Here is a 24,303-nt window from a genome sequence, read left to right as displayed (position 1 = left end):
GAAGTCATCAGCCAAATGCCTCGGAAGGTATCCGATGGGTTGCCCCGATGCGGTAGCCTGCACCGCCTTGCGGTCGAGCCGGTCCGCAGTGCCCCTGAAACCACAGCATCTGATGCCTTCAAGTTGTTTTCGCAGTGTCGATAATCTTCTTTGGGTAAGGTTTGTGGATCGTCAAGTTTTGATCGGAGAATGTGATGAAGGTTGTCTTATAAGCGCTTGTTGGCGTGATGGCGACCGGCCTGCAGTGGCCTTATGGCGGCGAGGATCGGGCGCACCCCTCACTGTACCCCGATGACCAGTAGCACGAGCGGCAAGGTCGCGATCACCGCCAGCGTCTGGGTCGTCACGATGCCGGCCATCAGGGTCGCGTCCCCGTTCATCTGGCGCGTCAGTGCATAGGCGGTCGGGGCTGTGGGCACCGCTGAGAACACGACGAGCACCATGATCTCGACCTCAGACAGTCCGAAGGCATGACCCACCGCCCCGGCGAGGACCGGCATGGCGAGCAGCCGCGCCGCGCCGATGCCCGCCAAGGCAGCCCAATCCCCGCGCAGCGAAGTGGGCGTCAGGGCCGCACCGACGCAGAGCAGCCCCAGCGGCAGGCTGGCCTGTCCCATCAGCGCCACGAAGCTGCCGGTCCCGAGCGGCAGGCCGATCCCGCTCAGCGCCAACCCGAAGCCGCTAAGGCAAGCAAGGATCAGCGGGTTTCGCAGCACCGTGCGTGCCACCAGCGACAGCGACCCGCCCTTTTCGCCCAAGGCGAGGATCGACAGGAGGTTCACGAGCGGCACCGCGATGGCGAGGTAGATCGCCGCGCGCTCGATCGCCGGGGCGCCGGACAGCAACGCGAGGGTGGAAAGCCCGAGATAAGTGTTGAACCGGATCACGCCTTGCAGGACCGGGCCGAAGCGGGCGGCGGGCAGCGGGCGGACACGCGGCAGCAGCGCCACGAAGCCCGCAGCGATCAGGATCGTTACAATCGCGGTCCCGCCCAGTCTAAGGAATCCGGGATCGTCCACAGGCGCTTCGGCGAGGCTGGAGACGAGCAGCGCCGGGAACAGCAGGAAGTAGTTCAGCCGATCCGCCATGGGCCAGAAGCCCGGCCCCGGAAATCCGCTGCGGACAAGGGCGTGTCCCAGACAGATCAGCGCGAAGATCGGCCAGATCGAGATCAGAAGCATGTCGGCCCCGTGTCCTGCGCCTGACGCCATGTCGGGCCGAAGGCGATGGCGCGGTGGGCCATCATCCGACCTGTGTTAGCGGCTGTCGGGACAGCGTGGAAGGACCGGCTCGCCAGGATGGGCGCGGTAGTTTTCGTCCTGCGGACGCACGACGGGGGCCACAGTATCGGCCGCTCCAAAATCAGACATCCGCTTACCGCGCAGCATCGAATGACAGGGCCTCGGAGCAGAAGTTCGCGACGGGGGGCAGATTGCAGCTAGGAGCCGGTCGACCAGTCGCCGTCATCCAATTCTACGTAGTCCGATTTTTGTGGGGGGTTCAATGGACAGAAACTGAAGCGGACAGGACCATGCTGGGCGGGTCACACCCAGCATGGCCAAAGCCGAAGTCACGTGCGGTATTCGAGCCTCAATGACGCCCTGGGCCAGGGCGGCGCCGCCTCTCCATGCTGCGACGTCCGCTCCCCGAGTGGCGTCTTCCTCCCTTACCGGGATCAATTCGGCATCCGCACCAGTTCTCGCCCGCCCATATGGCTCAGGACGGTATAGGCAAGCGTGCCGGCCGCGTCATAGGTCGAGGTCGACGCCAACGAGCGCGGCAGGTAGACGACCTGGTTTTCGCGGCAGGCATGCAGCGCGTCGCACCAAGAGGGTAGGACGCTGTCTAGGGCGGCCTTGGCATCGGCCGCCGTTTCGCCGCGGTCGGCGCGATAGGTGACGAAGATCATGTCCGCATCGAAGCGCGGCAGCATCTCGGCCGAGAATGCCTGACGCTCGTTGCGCTCGATGGCGTCGACGATCTCTGGGAATTCGAAGCCCGCGTCGCGCAGCACCTTGCCGAGCGTGCCATAGGTGTTCCACACCAGCAGCTCGCCGTCATGCCCTTGAATGACTGAGACGCGCAACTCTTCCGGTTCTACCTGGCCACGGACCAGATCGAGCTGCGCCTCATAGCGTGCTTCGAGCGCGGCCAGCCGATCGTTGCGGCCGGTGATCTCGGCCAGCTTGGCATAGACGTCGAAATCACTGGTCGTCGCGATGTCGAAGACATAGGTCGGCGCGATCCGGCGCAGCTGGTCCTGATCGGCTGTCTGCCAGCTCGTCGTCACGATCAGATCGGGGTCGACCGCGGCGACGCGCTCCACATCGGCTGGCAAGTTGCCCATGAACGCGATGTCGGAATTGGCGAAATCCATCCCCGTGGCCGTGGCGGAGGAGCGGATATAGGGCGTGCCGTCCGCCCGGGTCCGTCCGTGCGAGCCGACCGGCTCGATCCCCAGTTCGAGAAGCGCGACCGTCAGCGAGGTGTCGTGCAGCGACACGATCCGCTGCGGGTTGGCGGGCAGGGTGACCTCGACCCCGGTGCCGTCGACGACAGTGCGGACCTCCTGCCCGGCCGCGGGCGCGGCGACCGCGATCAGGGCCATGGTGGCGAGATGCTTCATGAGACCTCTCCTCTTCTCTCGCTCAGTTCGCATCAGCGGTCGTCGCGGGATCGCCGTCGAGAGCGGTCTCGATCAACGGGACAAGGCGTTCCACAGCGTAGGGGATCGACAGGAGAGAGGCATGCGAGAACGCGCCGACCAGCTCCTCGTCGAGAAAGATCTCGCCCCCTTCCTGGGCGACATTGAGGAACTTGCGTGCGGGCAGGTCGAGGATCGGCTGCCTGTCTCCCTCCTCCGGGAGCCAGACGAGAAGATCTGTATCGATCGGCGAAAGATCTTCGGGGGAGAAGTTGACTGCGAATTCGTTGCCGACGATCAGGTCGTCGATCGCCTGCGGCGTCTCGAAGCCAAGCTCCGCGAGCAGCTGCGGGCGGACATCGTTCGACGTGTAGGCGCCCAAGTCGCCGTTCCACATATAAGCAACGGCGGCGGTCTTGCCGGTCCAGTCCGGATGGGCATCGGCCGCTGCCTGAAGCTCGGTCTCGACCGCTTCTATCCGCTCTTCGGCTTCCGCCTCGCGTCCGACGGCCCGGCCGGTCAGGCGCGCGCGCTTGTCCCAGGGCAGGGCGTAGTCACCGACGCCCTCGGGGACCGCCACCACCGGCGCGATCAAGCTCAGGCGCTCGTATTCCTCGGCCGTGATACCAGACCACAGGGCAACGATCACCTCCGGCTCAGCGGCGGCGATCGCCTCGAAGTCGATCTGGCCGCGAAGGATCGTCGGGGTGCCTTCGAGCAGCGGCTCGGCCCAGGGCCAGACCGAGCGGGGATAGTCGCCATACCAGTGCCGGATCGTCACAGGCTGGATGCCGAGGGCCAGCAGATCGTCGGCCCCGGCATAGTCGAGCGAAGCCACGCGCTCGGGCGCCGCCTCGATCACCGTCGTTCCGAACTTGTGCTCGATGGTCAGGGGGTATTCTTGCGCAAATACCGGCCCTGCAAGGCCGATAAGGGTGGACATGGCCGTCGTTAGGCGAAGCATGGTTTTCTCCGGGTTTTCTGGATCGGGTTTTGGGCTCGGCCGGGGGCACGCATGGCGGCGACAGGCCGGGATCTGGGCACGAGGGGGCATGGTGGTTAGTCTTGCGCCTGCTCGAGCGGGGAGGCGCGGCCGTCCTGGTAGGGAGAAGCCATTACGTCTCCTCTAGCCCGTGCTTGCGGCGCAGATGGGCGCGCAGCAGCGCCTCGCGGCTTTTGGAATCGCGCAGGACGCAGGTCGAACAATATGCGCCGCCCTCCGTCGTGTAGTAACGACAACAGCCGCCCCGTGCCCGGAACCATTCGGCGATATCGGGTTGTTCGGGCAGATCGATCCGGAAGAAGCCGGTCTGGCGGGAATGGAGCGGGCTCCCGCGATCGCGCAGAACCGCTTCGGCAATCTCCATGGCCTCTTCCTCTTGCCCGGCATGCTTGCCCTGCATCAGGAGCGCGCCTGACAGGGCATCGCCGACGAGCCGCCACAGCGCCCCCCGCGACAGGCCGGAGCGATTGACGAGATATTGCACCAGCGGGGCAAGCAGATCGGGCAGCGCGGCACCCAACACTGCGGAAGGCGCGTCGCAAGGCACGAGGTGGGCCTCCGCAAGCACGATGTCATAGGCGCGGCCCTCGCCGCTTTGCCCATCAAGCTGCCACAGGGCGCGGCGGGCGCTCAGCGCCACCGCATCCGGGGCGAGACGCGCGGGTTGCAAGCCTTGCAGCGCAAGGGCCGCAATCACCTCGCTGATGGCGAAGGCAATCCGGCCCAGCAGATAGGCCGCGGCGAGCTTGTCGTCGGCCCCCTTCTGCGCCTGTGCCTCGGCGGTGAGCCATGCGTCCACGAGGTCGGTGTCCGGCGCATCGAGCCGAAGAGCCTCTCGGGGCGTAGTGCCAGCATGCAGATTGGCCGAGAAGGCATCGCGCAGTCGAGGCAGGTGCGCGGCGACCGCCGCGAAATCGGTCCCAACGGCATCATTCCGTAACGCGGCGCCGTCGATCGGGAACGGGGCTTGGCCATGTCGCATCATCCTCGTCACAGGCTGGCCCTCGCCTGAGTGCGAAGAAGGAGCCATACGAAGAGCGGCACGCCGATAAGCGCCGTCACCAGCCCCGCCGGGATCTGGACCGGTGCGAAGGCAAGGCGGCCGGCCAGATCCGCCGCGCCCACGAGAAGCGCGCCGGCCGCCGCCGAGAGGGCGAGGTGGAGTCCCACACCGCAACGCGCCAGCCGGTGAGCCAGATGCGGCGCGACGAGGCCGACGAAACCGATCGGCCCGACCATCGCCACCGCCGCCGCGGCGAGCGCCACGGACAGGGTGATCAGCGCCATGCGGGTCCGACCGACCCGCAGCCCGAGCCCCACCGCCATCTCCGGCCCCATGCGCATCGCCGCCATCGGCCGTGAGGCCACGGCGAGGGCCGGGGCGAGGCAAAGCAGCGCGCCGCCCAGGACCGCCACCTCGCCCCAGCCCGCCGCATGGACGGAGCCCGCCAGCCAGCCAAGCGCCGAGATCGCGAGGTCGATCTGCCCATAGGTCAGGAAAGCCGAGGTCAGCGCGGAGACGAAGGCCGCAACGCCGATGCCGGTCAGGATGAAGCGCATTGTCGCGCCGCCCGACCTTCGCATGGCGATCCCCTGGATCAGCGCGGCCACCGCGAGCGCGCCGCCGAAGGCAAGCAGGGGCCGCATCGCCTGCGGCAGTTCGGACCAGGCCACGACCGCCGCGACGACGGCAAGGCCCGCGCCCTGGCTCACCCCGACCAGCGACGGGTCGGCCAGCGGGTTGCGCGTGACGTTCTGGAGCGTCGCGCCCGACAGGGCCAGCAGCGCACCGGCGGCAAGCGCGGCGAGGGCGCGCGGAAAGCGGAACTGCCAGACCACCGTCTGCGCCAGATCCGACGGTGCCCGCCCGGCGAGGGTCGCGGCGACATCGGCGGCGCCGAGCGGGTAGCTGCCGGCCATCAGGCTTGCGACCACGAGGGCGCAGATCAGGCTCAGCAGGGCCGCCAGCAGGCCGAGCGCCCGGACCGGCAGGGCATAGGTGACCGGCCCGTCGAGCCGGATGAGCAGCCCCGCGCTCACAACCGTGCCCTCACCAGCCAGACGAAGATCGGCGCGCCGAGAAGGGCGGTGACGAGGCCGGTCGAGATCTCGACGGGGGCCAGCACCATGCGCGCGGCCACGTCGACGACGAGGAGATAGCCCGCGCCCGCGAGTGCCGACCATGGCACGATCCGCCGGTAATCCTGCCCGGCAAAGAGGCGCACGACATGCGGCACCACGAGGCCGACGAAGCCCATCGGTCCGGCCATGGCCACGGCGGCCGCGGTCAGCGCCACCACGGCGAAGAGCGCGAGCGCCTTCACCCGCCCGACATTCAGTCCCAGCCCCGTGGCTGTCTCTTCCCCCATGGCGAGCGCCGTGACCTGCCGCGCGATGGTGAGCGCAACGATGAAGCCGGAACAGAGCCACGGCAGGGCCCATAGCATGACGCCGCCCTGCGCACCGGCGAGCGATCCGGTCATCCAGACCCGCAGCTGCTCGAAGCTCTGCTCATCGAGCAGGTTCGCGATGATCACGAGCGCGGCGAGAAACGCCGTGACCGCCGCGCCGGACAAAACGAGATTGAGCGGCATCGCCCCGCCCGGCGCGGCCACGGCGATGCCCCAGACGGCCATGGCCGCGATGACCGCGCCGAGGGCCGCGACCGGCGGGATCAGGGCCGGGGCGGCAAGGTCGAACACCCCCACCACGAGCACCACCGCGAAGGACGCGCCGATCAACAGCCCGAGGATGCCCGGATCGGCCAGCGGGTTGCGCGTCACGCCCTGCATGAGCGCGCCGGATACCGCCAACGCGGCGCCGACCATCGCCGCCAGAAGCGCGCGTGGCAGACGCAGGTCGACGATCACCACATGCTCGAAGACCGACGCGTCGTAGGAGAGCAGCGCCTCGGCCACGACCGGGAGCGGAATGGTCCTCGCCCCGACCGAGACATGACAGGCGAAGACGAGCGCGAAGGCGGCGAGCCCCAGCAGAGGCGCAAACCCGAGCCGTCGCCACGCCGGGCGGGTCGAAGGCGCCGTCATTGCGCGGCGATCCGGGACATGACGTCCGCGTTCGGGGTAACGACCGGCACGCAGACCGGCCGGCCGCTCGCAGGGTCGCGCAGCACGTTCGCCTCGAGGCCGAAGACCTCCCGCAGGTTCGCGGCAGTGAAGACGCGCTCCACGTGGCCCTCGGCGAGAATGCAGCCCTCCTTCATCATGACGAGGTGATCGGCGAAGGCGGCCGCGACGTTGAGCTCGTGCAGGACGACGACCAGGCTGCGCCCGTCTTCCTTCGCGATCCGCCGCAACAGGCGCATCAGATCGACCTGGACCTTGAGGTCGAGAAAGGTCGTCGGCTCGTCGAGAAGCAGGATGCCTGTCTCCTGCGCGAGCACCATGGCGATCCAGCAGCGTTGCCGTTGCCCGCCCGAAAGATCCGACACGGGCCGGTCGGCGAACTGGATCACATCCGCGGCCCGCATCGCGGCATCGACGGCCTCGGCGTCCTCGCGTGACCATTGCCGCAGCAGCGACTGGTGCGGATAGCGTCCTTGCGCCACCAGCTCGCGCACGCGCAGCCCTTCGGGGGCGATCGGCCCCTGCGGCAGCAGGGCGAGTTGCTTGGCAACCTCGCGCGTCGGGGTCGACCGCAGGAGGCGGCCATCGAGCCTGATCTCGCCCGCGCTGACCGGCAGGACGCGGGCCATGGCCTTCATGAAGGTGGATTTTCCGGAGCCGTTGGGACCGACGAGAACCGTCAATGCGCCATCCGGCACATCGAGAGAAACATCACGGACGATTGGGGCGTCGCCATAGCCGACCGCGACACCCGCCACGCGAAGGCGAGATGCAGCGCTCTCTTCCGGAGCGTCTGAATTGTTGTATCCGGTCATACTCTGCCCCTGTTTCGACTCATGCCTAAGCAAATTTGTCGGATTAAACAAGTTGACTGACAATATTGGTCGGGTATGAGGGGCGCCGGATGAAGGAGCGGCGGACGCCAATGTCTATCCGTCTCCTTTTTCGACGTGATGCCTGATGGACATCGTCGGGAAACAAGATGCTCGACCAACTCTGAACCTGGATGAAATTATGTTCCTCGCCGCCTCCGACCCCCGCGTCGTCCCTGACAGCGACCAGCGAGCTACATTGGAGCCCAAGGACCGGGGGCTGCTGGCCCAGATGCGCCTGTCTGCACTACGTTGCCGGTCCCGGAGCCGGATCGAACTGGCGCAGGCCTGCGCCATGGTTGGCACTCGGCGAGACATTCCGCCGGACACCGTGCTCGATGCCCTGATCCGGACGCTGGGTGAAGCGCTTGGCCGCTCTCCCCGCTTCTATCGACCGACCGCCCGGGCGCTGTCCTTCGACGAGAGCTGGCTGCTGCGCCTGATCGCCGCTCTGCGCGACGACGACCTCACCAGCGCCACGTTCCTGTTGCACAGCCGCGTGCCAGCGCAGGTCCGGCGGTCCTTGGTTCATCTGGTCGCTCGTGTCGCGTCCGATAGTGACGCGTTGACACGTTTGGCGGATGCGACAGATGATCCGGCATCCCCGAAGTTGGAAAGGATTGCGTCATGACACAGCCTGCCATCGAGTTGAGCCCCGACGCTCGGAAGGAGATCGCCGAGGCGCTGAACCAGAGCGTGGCGGAGACCGCGGTCACCACCATGCTCGCCCAGAACTTCCACTGGAACGTCACCGGCATGGCTTTTGGTGAATTGCATCGCCTGTTCCAGGAAATCTACGAGGATCACTTTCAGGCGCAGGACGATCTTGCCGAGCGTATCCGTGCCCTGAACGAGCATGCCGAGGGCAAACTTGCCGGCATGCTCGAGCGATCAAAGGTCGAGGAGCATGACGGTCATCAAAGCGATCGCGAGATGGTCGAAATCCTGATGAAAGCGCAGGAGACCATTGCTGCTACGCTGGGGGGTCTTGGCGAACTCGCAGCTAATCACGGTGATACTTTGACCGAGGATCTTGCCATCGAGCGCGGGCGAACCCACGAGAAATTCGCCTGGATGCTGCGTGCCCATATCGCCTGAAAACGGCGGAAGAGACAATTAAGCGGCGCCCGAGGGGCGCCGCTTTCTGTTTCAGAATAACCCGAACCGCAGCAGGCTTGTCCGGCATTCGGAGGCACTCGGCTCACGCCGCCGCCCCCGCTTCAGGACATTGCGATCAGGTCGCAAGGGGCGGCGTCACGTCCTTCTTTGCGCATTTCTTCAGATAGGCCGGTGCCCAGTGCCGGAACCGGCCCAAGTCGTTCTGCTGATGCACCAGCATGGTTACAAAAGCCTCACGGTGCTCGGGCTTCTTCAGCGTCTTGAACATTTTCTTCTGGGCCTTGGTCATCGAGCAACCGATGCAATGACCTTCGCGGCGGAACTTGCAGACGTCGATGCAGGGGGATGGCAGTTTCTTCGCCATGGTCTCTCCGATGCAGCTGGGGCCTTCTGCCTTGCCGTTCCAAATAGAGTTTCAGGTCTTTCGGAAAAAGGGCGGTCACGGTGTCTGTTGTGCTGTATCCTTCCACGAAGATGTCCAGCGTGGATTCTGCAAGAGACAGATTATTGGATACGAGTTTCCGGGCATGTGACAGGGGTGATCTGGCCGAGCCGGCTGGCCTTCCGGACACCGGCATGCTTCCTTGCCTCTTCAAGCGCACGACCCGTTCCGGGGTGCGCGGTCGACCAAAAAAGGGACCTTCATGAAACGTATCGCCTCACTTCTCCTTCTCGTCGCGATGGCCAGCCCGGCCGCGGCACATCTGCCCTCCGGCGACTCCGGCTCGCTGACCGCGGGGCTGCTGCATCCTCTCCTCGGCGCCGATCATGTTCTGGCCATGCTCATCGTTGGCCTCTGGGCCAGCCGGCTCGGCAACCGCGCTCTCTGGGCCGTTCCGGCCGCCTTCATGGGAGCCATGCTGGCTGGTTTCGGCCTCGCCCTCCTCGGGATGCCACTGCCCGGCGTCGAGCCGATGATCCTGGCCTCCACCGTGGTGCTCGGGCTGGTCGTGGCCCTGGCGCTGCGTCTTGGTCTTTGGGGCTCCGCCCTGTTGGTCGGGTTCTTCGCACTGTTCCATGGGCATGCCCATGGGGCCGAACTCGGTGAGGCGGCGGCCCTGAGATTTGCCGGGGGCTTCGCGTTTGCCACCTTGTCGCTGCATCTCCTCGGCGTCGCCGCGGGGCATGCTCTCTTCCGGTCGTTCCCCCGGGGCGACCTGATCGCACGCGGTCTTGGCGGTATGGCCGCGCTGGCCGGAGCGGCCCTCGCATTCGGCTGAGCGCCAAGAAAACAACAAGATCGTCAGCGGCCGGCCCGGGAGCGATCCGGGCTGGCTGCCCCTCGCGATCACCGAGGAGGTCCGGCTGCGCTTCATGTGCGACGATTTCGCGGGAGCACTGTTTGGCGCCATGCGCAGGGTCGAACCTGCGCATGGCGGTCCGAGTTTCCGGAAAGCGACCATGGGGAGCGCCTATGATCCGACGGGCCCTCCCCAAGGACGCGGGCCGCTGCGGGAGCCGGGGCAGGAGGAGGCCGAGCGCGAGGCCCTTATACCTCTTTGCCGGTGCGGCCGGTTCCTACAGAACCCGCATTCGCATTCCAGCGTGCCCATGGAGGATACCGACGAGGCGATGGAGGTCGTCATGATCGCCAGCCACCTGCTGCGCATGCTCGACGCGCAGCGAGCCGCACCGCAGGAAAGACAGACAGATGCAGGGTGATCCGGAGCTCGAGCGAGACATGTCCGGGCCGTCGAAGCCTATGGAAGGCCAACCGATCTCTCCAGTCATTCGAAGATAGGCATACTTAGCGCCTTATCCACTCCAGGATGCGTGTCGGCGATCCTGACCTGTTTGCGCCTCCTCGAAATACCTCTAAGCATGCAGCACGAACCCGATGACCGGGCCCCTCTGGCGGAAGTGACGGCGCTTCCGTGATGTCGGCATCGAAATCGATCTGCCTTCATCAGGATTTCATTCATGTCTCATACTCGCACGCCTGCCTCCGCCGGAGGGGCAGGCCCATCGCAGCGGGGCGTTCTCCGCCACTTTCGCTGGGCCTTCGCCGTCACCGCGATCGGTCTCGTCCTGGGGACCGCCCTGGGCTGGCAGTCGACCGGCACCCTGGGCGGAATGGCGACGGTTTTCATGATCTGCGCGGTGCTCGCGGTGCTCGAGATCAGCCTGTCCTTCGACAATGCGATCGTGAATGCCAACAAGCTGAAACAGATGACGCCGGAATGGCAGCACCGCTTCCTGACCTGGGGCATCCTCATCGCCGTATTCGGCATGCGGATCGTGTTCCCGTTGCTGATCGTCGTCATCGCCGCGCGGATCGGGCCCTGGGAAGCGGTCGTTCTCGCCGCGTCGGACCCCGATCAATACGCCCGCATCATGCAGGAGGCGCACCTGCCCATCGCCGCCTTCGGCGGCACCTTCCTGATGATGGTCGGCCTGTCCTTCTTCTTCGACAAGGAGAAGGACGTGCACTGGGTGCGGTGGTTCGAGCGCAAGATGGCGCAGTATGCCACCATCCGCGGGGTGGAAGTGGCCATCGTTCTGCTGCTCGTGCTCGCCTTCTCGAGCCAGCTGCAAGAGGCACAGAGCGAGGTCTTCTTTCGCTCGGCCATCTGGGGGCTTCTGACGTTCCTGTGCGTCGAGGTCGTCGGAGGGCTTCTCGACCATTCCCGCGAAGCGGTGACGGCCGGGGCGAAGGGCGGGCTCGGCGCCTTTCTCTATCTTGAGGTTCTGGATGCGTCGTTCTCCTTCGACGGTGTGATCGGGGCCTTCGCCCTGAGCCAGAACCTGTTCGTGATCGCGATCGGGCTGGGCATAGGCGCGATGTTCGTCCGCTCGATGACCATCATGCTCGTCGAGAACGGCACCCTGACCCAGTATCGGTATCTCGAACACGGCGCGTTCTACGCGATCATCGCCCTGTCGGTCGTGATGTTCGCCCAGTCCCTGGTTCACATTCCGGAGGTCATCACCGGGCTGGCCGGGGCCGTGCTGATTGGCATCTCGCTTTGGTCCTCGATCGCCTGGAACCGGAAGAACTCGACGTAGCGGAAGGAAGCCTGCTCCGCGCAGCTGCTCATATACTGAGGAGCGGTAAGAGCGCCGCGCGCGCTGAAGGCCTCTGCTTGCGTTCGGTTCATTCGCCATCCCGCCAATCCGTGGTCGCAACGCGTCGGTTGATCACGCCGAATATCATTCCGGAACCATCTCCGGTCGTGATGCGGCACTTGGGGGTCCAGCCCGGCTTGGAGGTGGTGGCCGTGACTTTCCCCTCTGATCAGCCAGCTACGGATCTCAGCTCATAGCGTGGCTTTGGAAACTTGAGGACGACCCGCTCCGTTGAGTGCCGTAACCGAACCGGATTCTCCGAGGTCCCCATGGCAGACGACCGCAGGCGCGCTCTCAGCGAGGTTCTCGATCAGCTGGAAAGCTCGGTCCAGGGGGACAGCATCGCGATCGCGGACGTGATCGAGAAGCTCGGTCACAAGTCGTTCGCGTCCCTGATGCTGGTGTTCTCGCTGATCTCGACCTCGCCGGCGAGCGCCATTCCCGGCATCACGACCGTGGTGGCGGCGATCGTCTTCATCCTCGTCGTGCAGATGATGGTCGGGCGCAAATGTCTCTGGCTTCCGGAATTCATCACCCGTCGGCATATGTCGGCCGCCAAGCTCTGCAAGGGGATTGGCTGGTTGCGCGGGCCCGTCCACTTCGTCGAGCGTTACCTGAAGCCCCGCATGACCTTTCTCTTCCATCGCCCCTGGCTGTGGCTGCCGCTGATCCTGATCCTGTGTCTCACCCTCTTCATGCCCGTGATGGAGATCGTGCCGACCTCTGGCTCCATCGCGTCCGCCGTCATTGCCCTGTTCGCGGCCGGGCTTCTGACCCGCGACGGCGCCCTGGCGGTGATGTCCCTGATCCTGCTCCTCGCGGTGCCGGTCGCCGTCTGGCAGTTCGGGTTCGCCGGCTGACCGGGGCCGTCGGCTTCATGTCCACGGGGGCATTCTCCGTCGCAACCTTCAAGGCCGATGGCGACGGCGGCCTGAGGCAGCCACAGCATTTTCCATTTGCCTGAATATGCGGCAGAAGCATCGCAGTCCGCTTACCGAGCAGGCGGCTCACAACAGACAGATCCCGCGATGCACCCTTTTCACCACCTCTTCCCCGCCATGGGGCGCTTCCCGGTTCCGGAGCAGATCAGGGCCGCGGGCGGAGCCTCCTTCGGTCTCGCGCTTTGCGGCCTCGTTGCCGCGTTGAGCCCCGACGGCTTTGGGCTGCCACTCGTGATCATCGCCCCGATGGGCGCAAGCGCGGTCCTGCTGTTCTGCGCCCCCAACAGCCCGCTGGCCCAACCCTGGTCAGCCATCCTCGGCAACACGAGTTCGGCCTTGGTCGCGCTTCTTGTCATCGCCCTGGTCCCGCCGCCCTGGACGGCGGCGGTGGCCGTCGGACTGGCGATCCTCGTCATGATGCTGCTGCGCGCTCTGCATCCCCCCGGGGGCGCGGTCGCCTTGCTGAGCGCGCTCGATCCGGAGCCTGTTCTGAGTGCCGGGCTCTGGTTCATCATCGGGCCGGTCGGTGTCGTGACGGCGGCACTCGTGCTGACCGCCACCGGATACAATCGCCTCACCGGGCGGGTCTATCCCTTCCGGCAGATGGAGGAGGCGCAGGCAGATCGAGCGGGCCAACGCCTCGGACTGACAAATGAGGACCTCGAGGCGCTCCTCGCGCGGTTCAACCAGTCCGCCAACATGGGGGCCGCGGATCTCGGCCGGGTGCTGACCGCGGCCGAGGAGGTCGCGGTGCGACAGCGCTTCAACGGGATCACCTGCGGCGATGTCATGACCCGACCCCTGATCACGACCTCACCTGACGCATCGCTGGCCGATGTCGCAGCGCTGTTCCGCGATCACCCGATCAAGAGTGTGCCGGTTTCCGGGCCGGGCGGGAGACTGCTGGGTTTCGTGTTGCAGGCTGACCTTCTGCAACCTTTGATCGCTGTCGATGAGGCAGGGCGGGGCGGCCAGGCGTCGGAACTCACCGCCGAAGATGTGATGCGCCCGCCGACCGAAATCGCCTCCCATGACCAGCCGATCGGGTCTCTCCTGCACCGGTTCGCCTGGCAGGGTGCCGAGGTCGTGCCCGTCATGCAGGAAGGCCGCCTGGCCGGTGTGCTGACCCGATCGGACGTCCTGAAGCTCGTGCTCGAGGTCTCGCGCGAGCCCTCCCGAGCATAGCTGCTCTGCGGAAGTCTCAGGCCTTCGGGGCGGCGGAGCGTGCGATCCGCCTCTGCTCCTCCGCTGGGGCCGCCGCCGGCATGGTCATCGTGAAGACGACATTGCCGCTCCGCATCTCGGCGGTCAGATGACCTCCATGCGCCCGGGCGATTTCGGACGCGATGTAGAGCCCCAGGCCGATCCCGGAGCCCTTGCTGTCTTTTCCCCGTGAGAAGGGCTGGAACAGCCCGTGCAGCACCGCGGCCGGGATGGGGGCGCTCGCATTCGACACCGTGAGCTGGAAGATCCTGTCCAGAACCCGGGCCTCGACCCGCACGGGGAGATCCGGCGAGCCATGGGTGACGGCATTGCTCAGCAGGTTCGAGAGAAGCTGCCCCATGCGGGCGCGGTCGCAGTCGATCCGGGCGATCGCGAGGTCGACATGGATTGCGCGCGGCGTGACGGCTTCGATCTCGGCCACGACCTGCTCAAACTCCGATCGCAGATCGGCTTCGGGATCGCGTTCGAGGGGCAAGCCCCCGTCGAGGCGACTCATCGTCAGATCCAGGAGATCCCGGATCATCGTTTCCATGCGTCGGGCGCTGTCACCGATTTGCCGGATGATCGTGGCGGCGTTGTTGCGCTGCGGCTCCCGCTCCAGAAGTCGCGCGCCGGCCTGGATCGCCTGCACCGGGTTGCGGAGATCGTGGGCTGCTGCCGGTCCCGTGGACAGCAAGTTAAGGTAGCATTGCGCGGGCCTCGAATTCCATCGGGCTGATATAGCCCAGCTTCGAGTGGCGGCGCTTCGAGTTGTAGAAGCGCTCGATGTAATCGAAGACGTCGCTGCGCGCGGCGTCCCGGGTGCGGTAGACCTTGCGGGCGGTGCGCTCGGTCTTCAGCGAGGAGAAGAAGCTCTCCATCGCGGAATTGTCCCAGACATTGCCGGCCCGGCTCATCGAGCATGTGATGCCGTGATCGGTCAGAAGCCTCTGGAACTGGTCGCTCGTATACTGGCTGCCCTGGACGCCCTTCTGTTTGTCAAGCCGCGATGCCGGTGGCGTTGATCTGCTTCTGGCGGTGCATGATGACGCCGTAGACCTCTCGAGCAATGTAGCGCTTCAGGGCGCGGATCGCTTCGAGCTTGGAATGGCCCTCGGCAACGCGGCGCGCGACATAGGCCTTGGTCCGGTCATCCGTCCTCAGGCGCCCAATGGCGATGATGTGCAAAGCACTGTTCGCTGCTCGATCGCCGCCCCGGTTCAGGCGGTGCCGAACAGTCTTTCCCGACGAAGCGGGAACAGGGCTGACGCCACAGAGAGCCGCGAAGCTGGCCTCCGATTTCAGGCGCTCGGGATTGTCGCCTGCGGTGAGGAGCAGCTGGGCCGCGCTGTTCTGACCGATCGAATTGCGGTCCAGGAGCTCGGGTGCCAACTCGTTGACGATGGCGCCGATCATCACGTCCAGATCGGCGATCTCGTCGTGCAGTTCCAGATACCGCCGGGCCAGGGACTTCAGGCTGATCCGGTAGGCAGCTTCGAGATCACGGTAAGTGGTAAGGTCGGGCCGCAGTGCTGCGAGCGTCCGGATCAGTTGCATCAGCGTCATCTGACGAAGCTGATCGCGCAATCCGTCCGGTGCCGCGATGATCGTGTTCTGGATCATCTGCAATGCGATGCGGCGCGCATTGACCGCCGTCTTCCTGCAAACCCTTAGAACCCTGAGAGCTTCCACCATCCCGTCACAGCTGCTAGGCGTCACTGTGCGGTGCCCTGCAAATGCGGCATGTGCAGCATTCTGCGCATCCAAATCATCGTTCTTGCCACGCTTGCGGCGATCATGGCGGTCCGGCGCCGTGACCTCCATCACCTCGATGTCGGCCGCCTGCATGAAGCGCAGCAATCCCGCCCCGTAGCTGCCCGTCGACTCGATGCCGATGCGCACCGGTATTCCGAAAGAGCGCATCCAGGCGAGCATCTGGCGATAGCCCTGACGGGTTGTCGGAAAGCTGCGCGTGCCCAGAACGCGATCACGTCCATCGACGACAGCGGCAACGTGAAGATCCTTGTGGGTGTCGACACCGCCAATGACGTCGGCGGTCAGGCTCGTATGGTTGTTCATGGCTCAGATCCCGGATTGCGTTGAACTGCTGGCGCCGCCGCAGGCCGCTGCATGGACAGGACAGTCACGAGACCGGTGAGGTCAGGCCCTTCTCGGGTCACAGGCAATGGCCGAGGCAGAGCCTCACCGCAGGGCGCTCCCGGGCGGCCGACAGGTCCAGGGAAAGACACACCGGTCGATCTGAGTGCGGGTTAGGCCGCACCGAGGCACCCTGCGGCGCCAGTCTACCGGGGGCGATCAGTGTTTGAGTCAAACCACCGGGGAACTGACATCCATCCTTTGACTATCCGAATGATGCAGCAGAGCATCCGCGGTCGTGTCGCGAAGTTGGTGGAAATTTGAGGGCGACGTAATCTCCGGGTGACTTGCAACCACCCAACTGGCGGCGACAACCGCCAGGGAGATCACGCCATGGACCAGATTACTGAAAGCGCGAGCGTTTCGCCACTGGCGAACGAGGACGTATACGACCCGATCGAGGATCGCCTGCGAGCGAGTGTCCGGACCACCATCGAAGCGATGTTCGAGGAGGAGCTGGCCGACTTTCTCGGCCGCCTACGCTATGGCCGCGGAGAGGGTCAGGCGAAAGGTTACCGGCACGGGCACCGAGAGCGGCAGCTCACCGGCACCTTTGGCACCGAAACCCTGCGGGTGCCGCGCGCCCGGATCGAGGATGCCGAGGGCAAGGTGACGGAGTGGCGGTCCAAGGCGCTGCCACGCTATCGGCGGCTGACGCGAAAGGCCGAGGCGCTGATCGCCGCGGTCTATCTGGCCGGGACCAACACGCGACGGGTCAAGCGGGCGCTGATGGGGCTGTTCGAGGGCGCGGTCAGCAAGGATGTCGTGAGCCGCGCCTGGCGCAAGGTGAAGGTCGACTGGGACGCATGGTGCGCCCGCAGCCTCGCGGATGAAGACATCGTCCGGCTCATTCTCGACGGCACGGTGATCAAGACCCGGCTGGATAGGAAGGCCACGAACATCTCGGTGCTGGCCGCCATCGGCGTGCGCCGGGACGGTCAGAAGGTGCTGCTGTCCATCCGGAACATGGGCGGGGAGAGCACGGCGGCGTGGGGACAGTTCCTGGCCGAGCTGGATGCGCGCGGCCTGAAGCGTCCCGCCTTCGTCATCGTCGATGGCGCGCCGGGGCTCGAGGCCGCGCTCGTGGCGCTTTGGGGCGACGACCTGCCCATCCAGCGCTGCACGGTTCACAAGCACCGCAACCTGCTGGCCCACGCTCCGAAGCGTCTGCATGAGGACCTGACCGAGGACTATCGCGACATGATCTATGCCGACACCGCGGCCGAGGTCGACAAACGCCGCAAGGCCTTCGTGCGGAAATGGCGCCTCAAGTGCAGGGCCGTCGCCGACAGCCTCGAAGAGGCCGGGGCCAGGCTATTCAGCTTCACCCGCCTTGATCCTTCGCAGTGGAGATCGGCGCGGACCACCAACGCCATCGAGCGGTTGAACGAGGAATTTCGGCGCCGCATCAAGACCCAGACCGTGCTGCCCTGCGCCGAAACGGTGCCCATGCTGCTTTGGGCGCTCCTGGCTTCCGGACAAATCCAGATGCGCAAGGTCGACGGCTGGGAGACCTTGTCTCAGCCTCTCGAGCCCATGCACCTTGACCTCGCCGCCTGAAGGACAGAACTTTCACAGGCTCGGAGAACGCCGCCGGGAAATTCCACCACATTCGAGACACGACCGCCGACCTTCGGAGAGGTCCAAGTCTGATCAGGTGGCCACTGCGGGCAACCTGATGTCGGGATTGTCGATGACGCGCGCCAGGGATTCAAGGCTCATGTAGCGGCGCGCGACGGTCCACTCGTCATTGGTTTCCAGCATCAATGCGCCAACGAGCCGAACAATGGCCTCGTCGTTGGGAAAGATGCCGATGACATCGGACCTCCTCTTTATTTCGCGGTTCACCCGCTCAAGTGGGTTCGTCGACGCGATCTGGGGCCAGTGCTCGCGAGGAAAATCCATGTAGGCGAGCACGTCATCGCGGGAAGCGTCCATCAGGGCGCCGAGCGTCGCCTGCTTCTCACGCAGCGCGTCGGCAACCACCTCCCACTGGGCTTCGGCATCGGCCTTGTTGTCCTGGGCGAAGATCGTCTTCAGCATCGCGGCCACGGCCGTGCGCTGCTTGGCGGGGGCATGGGCCAGCGCGTTTCGCATCCAGTGAACCCGGCACCGTTGGTGGGTCGCATTGAAGACCCGCCGCGCGGCGGCCCGGAGCCCCCTGTGATCGTCGGAGATCACCAGTCTCACGCCCCGCAGGCCGCGGTCGGCAAGGCTGCGCAGGAAGCCGATCCAGAAAGTCTCTGCCTCGGAGAGGCCCGTGGCGACGCCAAGCACCTCGCGCTTGCCATCCTCATTGACCGCCACGGCCACTATCACGGCACGGCTGACGATCCGCCCGCCGTCACGGACTTTCAGATAGGTCGCATCGAGCCAGAGGTATGGCCAGCTCCCCTCCAGCGGCCGATCCAGGAACGCGTTCACCCGCTCATCGATCTCGGCGCAAAGGCGACTGACCTGGCTCTTCGACATGCCACCGGCCCCCATGGCCTTCACCAGGTTGTCGACCGAGCGAGTGGAAATGCCCTGAACGTAAGCTTCCCGGATCACAGCCACGAGCGCCTTCTCGGCCATGCGGCGAGGCTCAAGGAAGCTGGGCAGATAGCTGCCCTTGCGCAGCTTCGGGATCTCCAGAGAAATCCGACCAGCGCGCGTGTCCCAGTCCCGGCCGCGGTAGCCGTTTCGATGAACCTCGCGCAGCGGCGAACGCGCGCCTTTGGCGGCGCCGGTTCTCGCCTCGACCTCTGCTTCCATGATCCGCTCGGCCGCGAAGGCCAGCATCTCGCGGACCAGATCTCCATCAGCCTGCTTTTCAACCAGCTCGAGCAGAGCCATTCTGTCGTCGGTCATCGTCGTCTCCATCTGGTTCAAGGTTGCCCAACCCGAACCTACTCCGAAGATCGACGGTGACCGCCAGCGTCACACCCGGCCGCGCGCTACGCTACGCCGAGGGCTCCGCGCGCGGCCTCTTACACCAAGCGTTGGGACACTATCGGGCTATTCAAATTGCCAAGCTCGCGCGTGCAGCAGATGGCGCGATTAAGCGACCGATTTATACCGGCCACTCACTATCACAGCTCTGCCGCAGCGCAGCTGACCGGAAGCCGTCGTCCATGTCAGGGCGCGCTTCAGGCCGGCTGAGCGGAAGGTGCGGATGCTCGAAGAGGCGAGCTGAGGTTGATGGACGAAAAGGCTCCCGGTCTTTCAGGGGCTATCGCTTGAGGTTCTTCCCGACCGGATGACGTCGAACGCCAGCGGCTCCTCAAGACGCGAGGTAGGTGTTGAACCACGCGATGGTTCGATCCCAAGCCAGTTCGGCGGCCTTCTCGTCGTAGCGCGGGGTGGAGTCGTTGTGAAAGCCATGGTTCACGTCTGGGTAGATGTGGGCCTCGTAAATCTTCTCGTTCTCGATCAGCGCTTTCTCGTAGGCCGGCCAGCCTTCGTTGATCCGGTCATCGAGCGCCGCGTAGTGCAGCAGCAGCGGCGCCTGGATCTTCGAAACGTCCGCAGCCGCTGGTTGGCGGCCATAGAACGGCACCGACGCTGCCATCTCGGGATAGGCCACGGCCAGTGCGTTGCACACGCCGCCACCGTAGCAGAACCCGACCGCGCCGACCTTGCCGGTCGAGTCGCCGCGCGCCATCAGGTGCTCGAAGCCGGCGAAGAAGTCGTTCATCAGCTTTTCGCCATCGACCGAGCTTTGCAGCTCGCGGCCCTCGGCATCGTTGCCGGGGTAACCGCCGACGCTTGAGAGCCCGTCGGGCGCCAGTGCCATGAACCCGGCCTTGGCCAGGCGGCGTGCGACGTCCTCGATATAGGGGTTCAGGCCACGGTTCTCGTGGACCACGAGCACGGCCGGCAAATGGCCCTCGGCGGCGCTTGGCCGCACCAGATAACCGCGCACCTCGCCATGCCCGTTAGGCGATGGGTAGGTGATGTATTCGGCGGTGATGTCGGGATCGTTGAACGAGACCTGTTCGGCCAGCGCGTAGTTCGGGCTCAGCATGTTGAGCAAGGCGGCTGCGGTCAGTCCGCCCACGGCCCATTTGCCGGCACGATCGAGAAACTCGCGCTTGGTGATCTTTCCATGGGCGTAGAAGTCGTAGAGATCGAGCAGATCCTGGTCGAAATCCTTGGCGGTCATGCGGGTCATGGTGATCCTCTCTTCAATACCTGTTCAACGGTTGGCGCGGTTAAAGACAGGATCGCCGCTTCGACGATGCGCGTGTCAGACCGGACGACGGGAGGCGGTTCAAGCCGCCTCCCGCTTGAATGTCACATGTCCGGCATGAGAACCGTGTCGATGGCGTGGATCACGCCGTTCGAGGCCTCGATGTCGGCGGTCACGACGTTGGCATCGTTCACCATCACGCCACCTTCGGTGCCGATCGTGACCATGCCGCCCTCAACCGTCTCGGCTTCCATGCCGTCGGTGAGGTCGCCCGACATCACCGCGCCAGGCACAACGTGGTAGGTCAGGATGGCGGTGAGCCGCTCCATATTTTCGGGCATCAGCAACTCGTCAACGGTGCCCTCGGGCAGCGCGGCGAAGGCCTCGTCGGTCGGCGCGAAGACGGTGAAGGGGCCTTCGCCCTTCAGTGTCTCTACCAGACCGGCCGCCTCGACCGCGGCGATGAGGGTCGAGAAGTTCTCGGCACCGGCTGCCGTATCGACGATATCCATGGCCTCCATCGAGTGGCTCTCGGCATAGGCCGAGGTTGCTACAAGCGTCGCGGCGGTGATCGAGAGGAAAGTTCTGCGGATCATGTGTCGCTCCTGTGAATACGCCGAAATGGCGATGCTGGACGAATTAGGTCGCCGGGCCGTAATAGGGATGCGTCAAGCTGCCGCTCCTTATCATATTATTGCGCAGCAAGCCTGCGTTTTTGCAGGGGCTGGTGGGATTGGGAGCGGCGGATATTGTGCCATGGCCGAGACTGAATGTTCGCTGCCCGATGCAAAACGGCAGCGATCTAATCGATCGGGATGATCGTCAGGGCCCTTTCGATCATGACAGCAGCGGGCTTGCGCCGACCGTCACGAAGAGACATCCTACGCCGAGCAATGGCTGCTCGCCCCTCGGAGCCGATTCGGCAGCTCTCATAGAATTTCGGGCCAAGCACGCTAATGAGATGGGCACACCGAAATTGCACCGAACCAGCATCTTGTTGGCAGCCATCGCGCTGACGATGGACCGAAGCATGTGCCCCAAGGACCTCAAGTAACGGCCCCAACAAAGCCAAAAGCGCTATGACCAGTGCTTCAATCTCTCGCCGCTGCGGGACTAGCGGCGTTGTGCAATGCGCCTTGACTGGGACGCCCCGTTACCGAAGTCTCGAGCCGAACTGCGCCCTATCGTGACCATAATGTAGCGGCGCCGGGACGCGAAATAGCGCCAGCCGCGCACTTCGTCCTAATCGTGCCAGCTGAGCCAGCGTTCGACTTGGCGCAGAAGCAGCAGCACGAGGATCACCATTACCGAGGCCATTGCCGCCAGCGGGATCTGCCCCGCGCCACAGCCGAGGCCGACTGCGCCAGAAAGCCAGAGCGATGCGCCGGTCGTGATGTTGCGAACCTGACCTTGCGATGTGAAGATGATCCCGGCCGCCAAGAAAGCGACTCCGGCGGTCACCGCTTCGATCAGACGCAGCGGGTCGATCCGCATATCATCGGTCCCGCCAAAGTCGAGATGGGTCACCTCTTGGCCCAGCATAACGAAGAGGGCGGCTGCGAGCCCCACCAGGATATGGGTCCGCAGCCCGGCAGGTTTGCCCTGCCATTCGCGCTCCAGACCGATCAGCCCGGTCAGGACAATCGCCGCGAACAGACGCATTGCCGCAACCGATGGTGACGTCGCAAAGAAGGACTTGGTGAGATCGGACTGCAACGCCTCGAGCATGGTGGAATTATCCGTTCGCAACCTTCTCCGGAAACTCTAGGCAGTCGCCCCGCGTTCCACTGGATACGTAGATGGTCGGAAGGGAAGCCCTGCGGCAAAAAAGACGGCGGCCCTGCCCGAGCAAAGCCGCCGAGAAACCGGCACCCAACGGGGCGCTGGACCGGCTCGCCAGCATTAGCGTGCTGCTGGGGGCTGTAAAGGAACAATGTGCAGGGCTCGATCACCGCGAAGGACGATCGGCGGCAGAGGATCTTTCCGCGGGGCTAGCGCGATCCTCTGCCGCCTGCAGCTCCAGAACTGCATGGCTGACTCGGGAAGCGAAATTGCCGGTCAACCGAGGCGCACTATGAAGCCGAAGATGCCGTAAACAAGCGGAAATTTTCCGGTACCCTGGACCTGTTCTTGCCAAGGTCGATCGCGCCTCTAAATCGCATGCTGCCGGTGTATGAGTTCAGATGGTCCGCGCCGGTCACAGCGCGAGGTCAAGTTCGTGCTGGGAGCCGAGGGTAGCGTTCCATCCCCCCCTCGGCTCCATTCATCCTTTCGACTTCGGCGCGGTGCTGCGCCGCTGCACAGGGGGGGGGTCGTGTATGAAGGGCACTGCAATATCCATGTTCGCCTGCGCTATCGTGGTCGCTGGCGTTCTGGGGCTTATTGCCGGCCTTGCAGGCGACGGCAGCGGCCGGGGGATATCGGCAGAAGCTCCAACGCGGGAAGATGCCGGTGCGGCCTCCCCAAAAGCAGGTGGAAGCTGAACGGGCCAGCTGCGGTACTGTCACGTCGTCCGGCATTGATCCGACCACGTTTCCGCAATCATCATCTCCTTGAAGACCGCGAGCGGGCGATAGAAAAGCATGCTGGGCGCACTTGATTGCGCCACGCACTTTTTCGTTCGCCCGAGAGACACCTATGCCCGCCTATATCGTGACCTACGACGCTCACCACGACCGGGATTATCAGTCTCTATACGACGCGATGGAAGAGATTGGCGGTGTACGCTTGGCCGGAAGCGTATGGGGGATCTCATCGGTGCAGTCCGTCTCGGAGGTGCGCGATTGGGTCAGAGCCCTGTTGGACGCCAATGATACGGTTGTCGTCCTCCGCATCCAGCGCAGGCCAGCCTGGGCAACCCGCAACGCTCCGAGGGAGGCAACCGACTGGCTGCATGCGCGCGGTCGATAGCCCAAACGGAGCCAGCACTATCGTTACAGGTCGGCGCCGGGCAAGGGGCCGCAACTCCAACTTCTGGGGAAACTTCGGTCGGCGTTGACGCCATGTGCAGAGTACTGCGGGCGGCATGAACCAAGCCATCGGCGGCGAGTTGTGCGTGCAGAATCCTTATGGAGATTTCCAATGATCAAGCTCTCAGCCCTGCTCTTCAAAGGGAACGGCACGTCGGCCCTATGAGGCTCCGAGGGCTCAGGAGCTCGACGACTCCGACAGATTCTTCGGCGTAGCAATGCGATAGTGCCTCGAAACGAGGAGCATCCTCTTTAGTCGCGAGCGCGACTTCCGGCACCCTCCCGCCGCTCGCCCGCCTTCGCGGGACTTGCGCCGTTCCCGCGGGGCGCATCAGGGCCCGAGTTGTTTCCGATGCCACGCTTTTGGCCATTTTGCCCGCTCGCCCGCGATTTTTCAGAACCGGCCCCAGCGGGCGCTGTCCCTCGACGCGCTCTCTGACCCTCGCCAGCAAGACCGGGAGGAATTCCTGTGGAGGCCTTACCCTGAGCACTCGGGGAACTCTGGGAGAATTGAACTTCGTCGGGTGTGACTCGACCATCGCCATTCCGGTCGAGACGCTTGAACATGGCCCGCCAGCGGCTGCCAAAAGCCAGCCGGAGTTCCTCGGCGGAGAGCACTCCATTCCGGTCGAGGTCTATCTGCGTGAAGCTCTTGGAACCGCCATCTGGATGCCCGAAAAGGTCTTCGTATTTGAAGAGGGCGAGGATCACGCCAGCGTTTCCATCGAACGAAGGGCCGGGGGGTGTAGGGACAGAGGCAGCTGCCGGCGCGACAGCTGCGCAAAGCGCCACAAGAATGGCCCCATCCTTGAAAGGCCATTTGGGCAGCCAAGGCTTTCGACATGCGCTGGTCATCGTGGACAGGTAAAACGCCGCCGGTGCTATATCCAGCCACACGACCCAACACTCGCGCGCCCGTGACATAACGATTGCACTTGGGAAGGTGAGCGTTCAGGTTAATCCCGCCTCACGTGAGGAGCGCTCTAGGAGTTAGGACCGCTGTTGTTGTTGTGTTTTCAGGGAGGCGGACGCCTTCGCCGTTCTCTGGACCAGCCCGCGCGTTCCGGCTGGT

Annotated in this window: 23 protein-coding genes and 1 pseudogene; 8 read left to right on the top strand and 16 right to left on the bottom strand. The window is 64.9% G+C overall.

Features of this window, described 5'->3' with window-relative positions; translation table 11 throughout:
- Nucleotides 1-278: 278 nt before the first annotated feature.
- The 7 genes from T8T21_RS17735 to T8T21_RS17705 all read right to left on the bottom strand — a co-directional run bounded on the left by T8T21_RS17735 (nucleotide 279) and on the right by T8T21_RS17705 (nucleotide 7,548).
- Entirely contained in the window at nucleotides 279-1,181 is a 903-nt protein-coding gene (locus T8T21_RS17735; RefSeq protein WP_322337992.1) for an AEC family transporter, read from the bottom strand.
- 494 nt (nucleotides 1,182-1,675) lie between these two features.
- Nucleotides 1,676-2,626, bottom strand: a complete 951-nt coding sequence (locus tag T8T21_RS17730; RefSeq protein ID WP_322337991.1) for an ABC transporter substrate-binding protein — start codon at nucleotides 2,624-2,626, stop codon at nucleotides 1,676-1,678.
- A gap of 22 nt (nucleotides 2,627-2,648) precedes the next feature.
- Nucleotides 2,649-3,587, bottom strand: a complete 939-nt coding sequence (locus tag T8T21_RS17725) for an ABC transporter substrate-binding protein (RefSeq protein ID WP_322337990.1) — start codon at nucleotides 3,585-3,587, stop codon at nucleotides 2,649-2,651.
- Between the two features lie 172 nt (nucleotides 3,588-3,759).
- The gene (locus tag T8T21_RS17720) at nucleotides 3,760-4,629 is read right to left on the bottom strand and encodes a (2Fe-2S)-binding protein (protein ID WP_322337989.1); all 870 of its coding nucleotides are present in this window, start codon (nucleotides 4,627-4,629) and stop codon (nucleotides 3,760-3,762) included.
- 8 nt (nucleotides 4,630-4,637) lie between these two features.
- Nucleotides 4,638-5,687, bottom strand: a complete 1,050-nt coding sequence (locus tag T8T21_RS17715) for a FecCD family ABC transporter permease (RefSeq protein WP_322337988.1) — start codon at nucleotides 5,685-5,687, stop codon at nucleotides 4,638-4,640.
- Nucleotides 5,684-6,694: a FecCD family ABC transporter permease gene (locus tag T8T21_RS17710; protein WP_322337987.1), complete on the bottom strand. Its 1,011-nt coding sequence runs from the start codon at nucleotides 6,692-6,694 to the stop codon at nucleotides 5,684-5,686. The genes T8T21_RS17715 and T8T21_RS17710 overlap by 4 nt, the downstream gene beginning before the upstream one ends.
- The gene (locus T8T21_RS17705; RefSeq protein WP_322337986.1) at nucleotides 6,691-7,548 is read right to left on the bottom strand and encodes an ABC transporter ATP-binding protein; all 858 of its coding nucleotides are present in this window, start codon (nucleotides 7,546-7,548) and stop codon (nucleotides 6,691-6,693) included. The genes T8T21_RS17710 and T8T21_RS17705 overlap by 4 nt, the downstream gene beginning before the upstream one ends.
- Nucleotides 7,549-7,693: 145 nt before the next feature.
- Here T8T21_RS17705 and T8T21_RS17700 point away from each other — a divergent pair, with 145 nt between their 5' ends.
- Together T8T21_RS17700 and T8T21_RS17695 are read left to right on the top strand one after the other, a co-directional pair.
- On the top strand, nucleotides 7,694-8,236 hold the full coding sequence (locus tag T8T21_RS17700) for a hypothetical protein (RefSeq protein ID WP_322337985.1): 543 nt from the start codon (nucleotides 7,694-7,696) through the stop codon (nucleotides 8,234-8,236).
- The gene (locus T8T21_RS17695) at nucleotides 8,233-8,703 is read left to right on the top strand and encodes a Dps family protein (RefSeq protein ID WP_253329466.1); all 471 of its coding nucleotides are present in this window, start codon (nucleotides 8,233-8,235) and stop codon (nucleotides 8,701-8,703) included. Before T8T21_RS17700 ends, T8T21_RS17695 begins: the two co-directional genes overlap by 4 nt.
- A gap of 136 nt (nucleotides 8,704-8,839) precedes the next feature.
- On the opposite strand, the gene T8T21_RS17690 is transcribed toward T8T21_RS17695, so the two are convergent.
- Nucleotides 8,840-9,088, bottom strand: a complete 249-nt coding sequence (locus T8T21_RS17690; protein WP_322337984.1) for a DUF1289 domain-containing protein — start codon at nucleotides 9,086-9,088, stop codon at nucleotides 8,840-8,842.
- A 280-nt stretch (nucleotides 9,089-9,368) separates the two neighbouring features.
- On the opposite strand from T8T21_RS17690, the gene T8T21_RS17685 reads away from it, so the two are divergent.
- From T8T21_RS17685 to T8T21_RS17665, 5 genes are all read left to right on the top strand, one after another.
- A complete protein-coding gene (locus T8T21_RS17685) occupies nucleotides 9,369-9,944 on the top strand; it encodes a HupE/UreJ family protein (RefSeq protein ID WP_322337983.1) in 576 nt (191 codons plus the stop codon).
- A complete protein-coding gene (locus T8T21_RS17680; RefSeq protein WP_322337982.1) occupies nucleotides 9,898-10,386 on the top strand; it encodes a hypothetical protein in 489 nt (162 codons plus the stop codon). Before T8T21_RS17685 ends, T8T21_RS17680 begins: the two co-directional genes overlap by 47 nt.
- 258 nt (nucleotides 10,387-10,644) lie before the next feature.
- Nucleotides 10,645-11,730 carry a DUF475 domain-containing protein gene (locus T8T21_RS17675; protein ID WP_322337981.1) on the top strand — a complete coding sequence of 362 codons (1,086 nt, stop codon included), beginning with the start codon at nucleotides 10,645-10,647 and terminating at the stop codon, nucleotides 11,728-11,730.
- Between the two features lie 329 nt (nucleotides 11,731-12,059).
- Nucleotides 12,060-12,650, top strand: coding sequence for an exopolysaccharide biosynthesis protein (locus tag T8T21_RS17670; protein WP_322337980.1), 591 nt, complete (start codon nucleotides 12,060-12,062; stop codon nucleotides 12,648-12,650).
- Between the two features lie 198 nt (nucleotides 12,651-12,848).
- Complete coding sequence (locus tag T8T21_RS17665) at nucleotides 12,849-13,916, top strand: HPP family protein (protein ID WP_322337979.1); 1,068 nt, start codon at nucleotides 12,849-12,851, stop codon at nucleotides 13,914-13,916.
- A gap of 16 nt (nucleotides 13,917-13,932) precedes the next feature.
- On the opposite strand, the gene T8T21_RS17660 is transcribed toward T8T21_RS17665, so the two are convergent.
- The 3 genes and pseudogenes from T8T21_RS17660 to T8T21_RS17650 form a co-directional block, all read right to left on the bottom strand.
- Nucleotides 13,933-14,631, bottom strand: coding sequence for a sensor histidine kinase (locus T8T21_RS17660; RefSeq protein ID WP_322337978.1), 699 nt, complete (start codon nucleotides 14,629-14,631; stop codon nucleotides 13,933-13,935).
- 1 nt (nucleotide 14,632) lies between these two features.
- Nucleotides 14,633-14,917, bottom strand: a pseudogene (locus T8T21_RS17655) (IS3 family transposase); the annotation flags it as partial.
- A gap of 16 nt (nucleotides 14,918-14,933) precedes the next feature.
- A complete protein-coding gene (locus T8T21_RS17650; protein WP_322337977.1) occupies nucleotides 14,934-16,013 on the bottom strand; it encodes an IS110 family RNA-guided transposase in 1,080 nt (359 codons plus the stop codon).
- Between the two features lie 411 nt (nucleotides 16,014-16,424).
- Between T8T21_RS17650 and T8T21_RS17645 the strand changes: the two genes are divergently transcribed.
- Entirely contained in the window at nucleotides 16,425-17,651 is a 1,227-nt protein-coding gene (locus tag T8T21_RS17645) for an IS256 family transposase (protein WP_322337976.1), read from the top strand.
- A gap of 93 nt (nucleotides 17,652-17,744) precedes the next feature.
- On the opposite strand, the gene T8T21_RS17640 is transcribed toward T8T21_RS17645, so the two are convergent.
- From T8T21_RS17640 to T8T21_RS20855, 5 genes are all read right to left on the bottom strand, one after another.
- On the bottom strand, nucleotides 17,745-18,941 hold the full coding sequence (locus T8T21_RS17640; RefSeq protein WP_322337975.1) for an IS256 family transposase: 1,197 nt from the start codon (nucleotides 18,939-18,941) through the stop codon (nucleotides 17,745-17,747).
- A gap of 412 nt (nucleotides 18,942-19,353) precedes the next feature.
- Entirely contained in the window at nucleotides 19,354-20,244 is an 891-nt protein-coding gene (gene yghX / locus T8T21_RS17635; RefSeq protein ID WP_322337974.1) for a YghX family hydrolase, read from the bottom strand.
- A gap of 122 nt (nucleotides 20,245-20,366) precedes the next feature.
- Complete coding sequence (locus tag T8T21_RS17630; RefSeq protein ID WP_322337973.1) at nucleotides 20,367-20,858, bottom strand: fasciclin domain-containing protein; 492 nt, start codon at nucleotides 20,856-20,858, stop codon at nucleotides 20,367-20,369.
- Nucleotides 20,859-21,504: 646 nt separating this feature from the next.
- Nucleotides 21,505-21,990 (bottom strand): MgtC/SapB family protein, encoded by a 486-nt coding sequence (locus T8T21_RS17625; RefSeq protein ID WP_322337972.1) that lies wholly within the window; start codon nucleotides 21,988-21,990, stop codon nucleotides 21,505-21,507.
- Nucleotides 21,991-23,483: 1,493 nt separating this feature from the next.
- Nucleotides 23,484-24,086, bottom strand: a complete 603-nt coding sequence (locus tag T8T21_RS20855) for an EF-hand domain-containing protein (RefSeq protein WP_407660153.1) — start codon at nucleotides 24,084-24,086, stop codon at nucleotides 23,484-23,486.
- Nucleotides 24,087-24,303: the final 217 nt, after the last annotated feature.

The organism is Limimaricola variabilis (genome assembly GCF_034371605.1).
Lineage (GTDB): Bacteria > Pseudomonadota > Alphaproteobacteria > Rhodobacterales > Rhodobacteraceae > Limimaricola > Limimaricola variabilis.
This window is presented reverse-complemented; position numbering and strand designations above follow the sequence as displayed.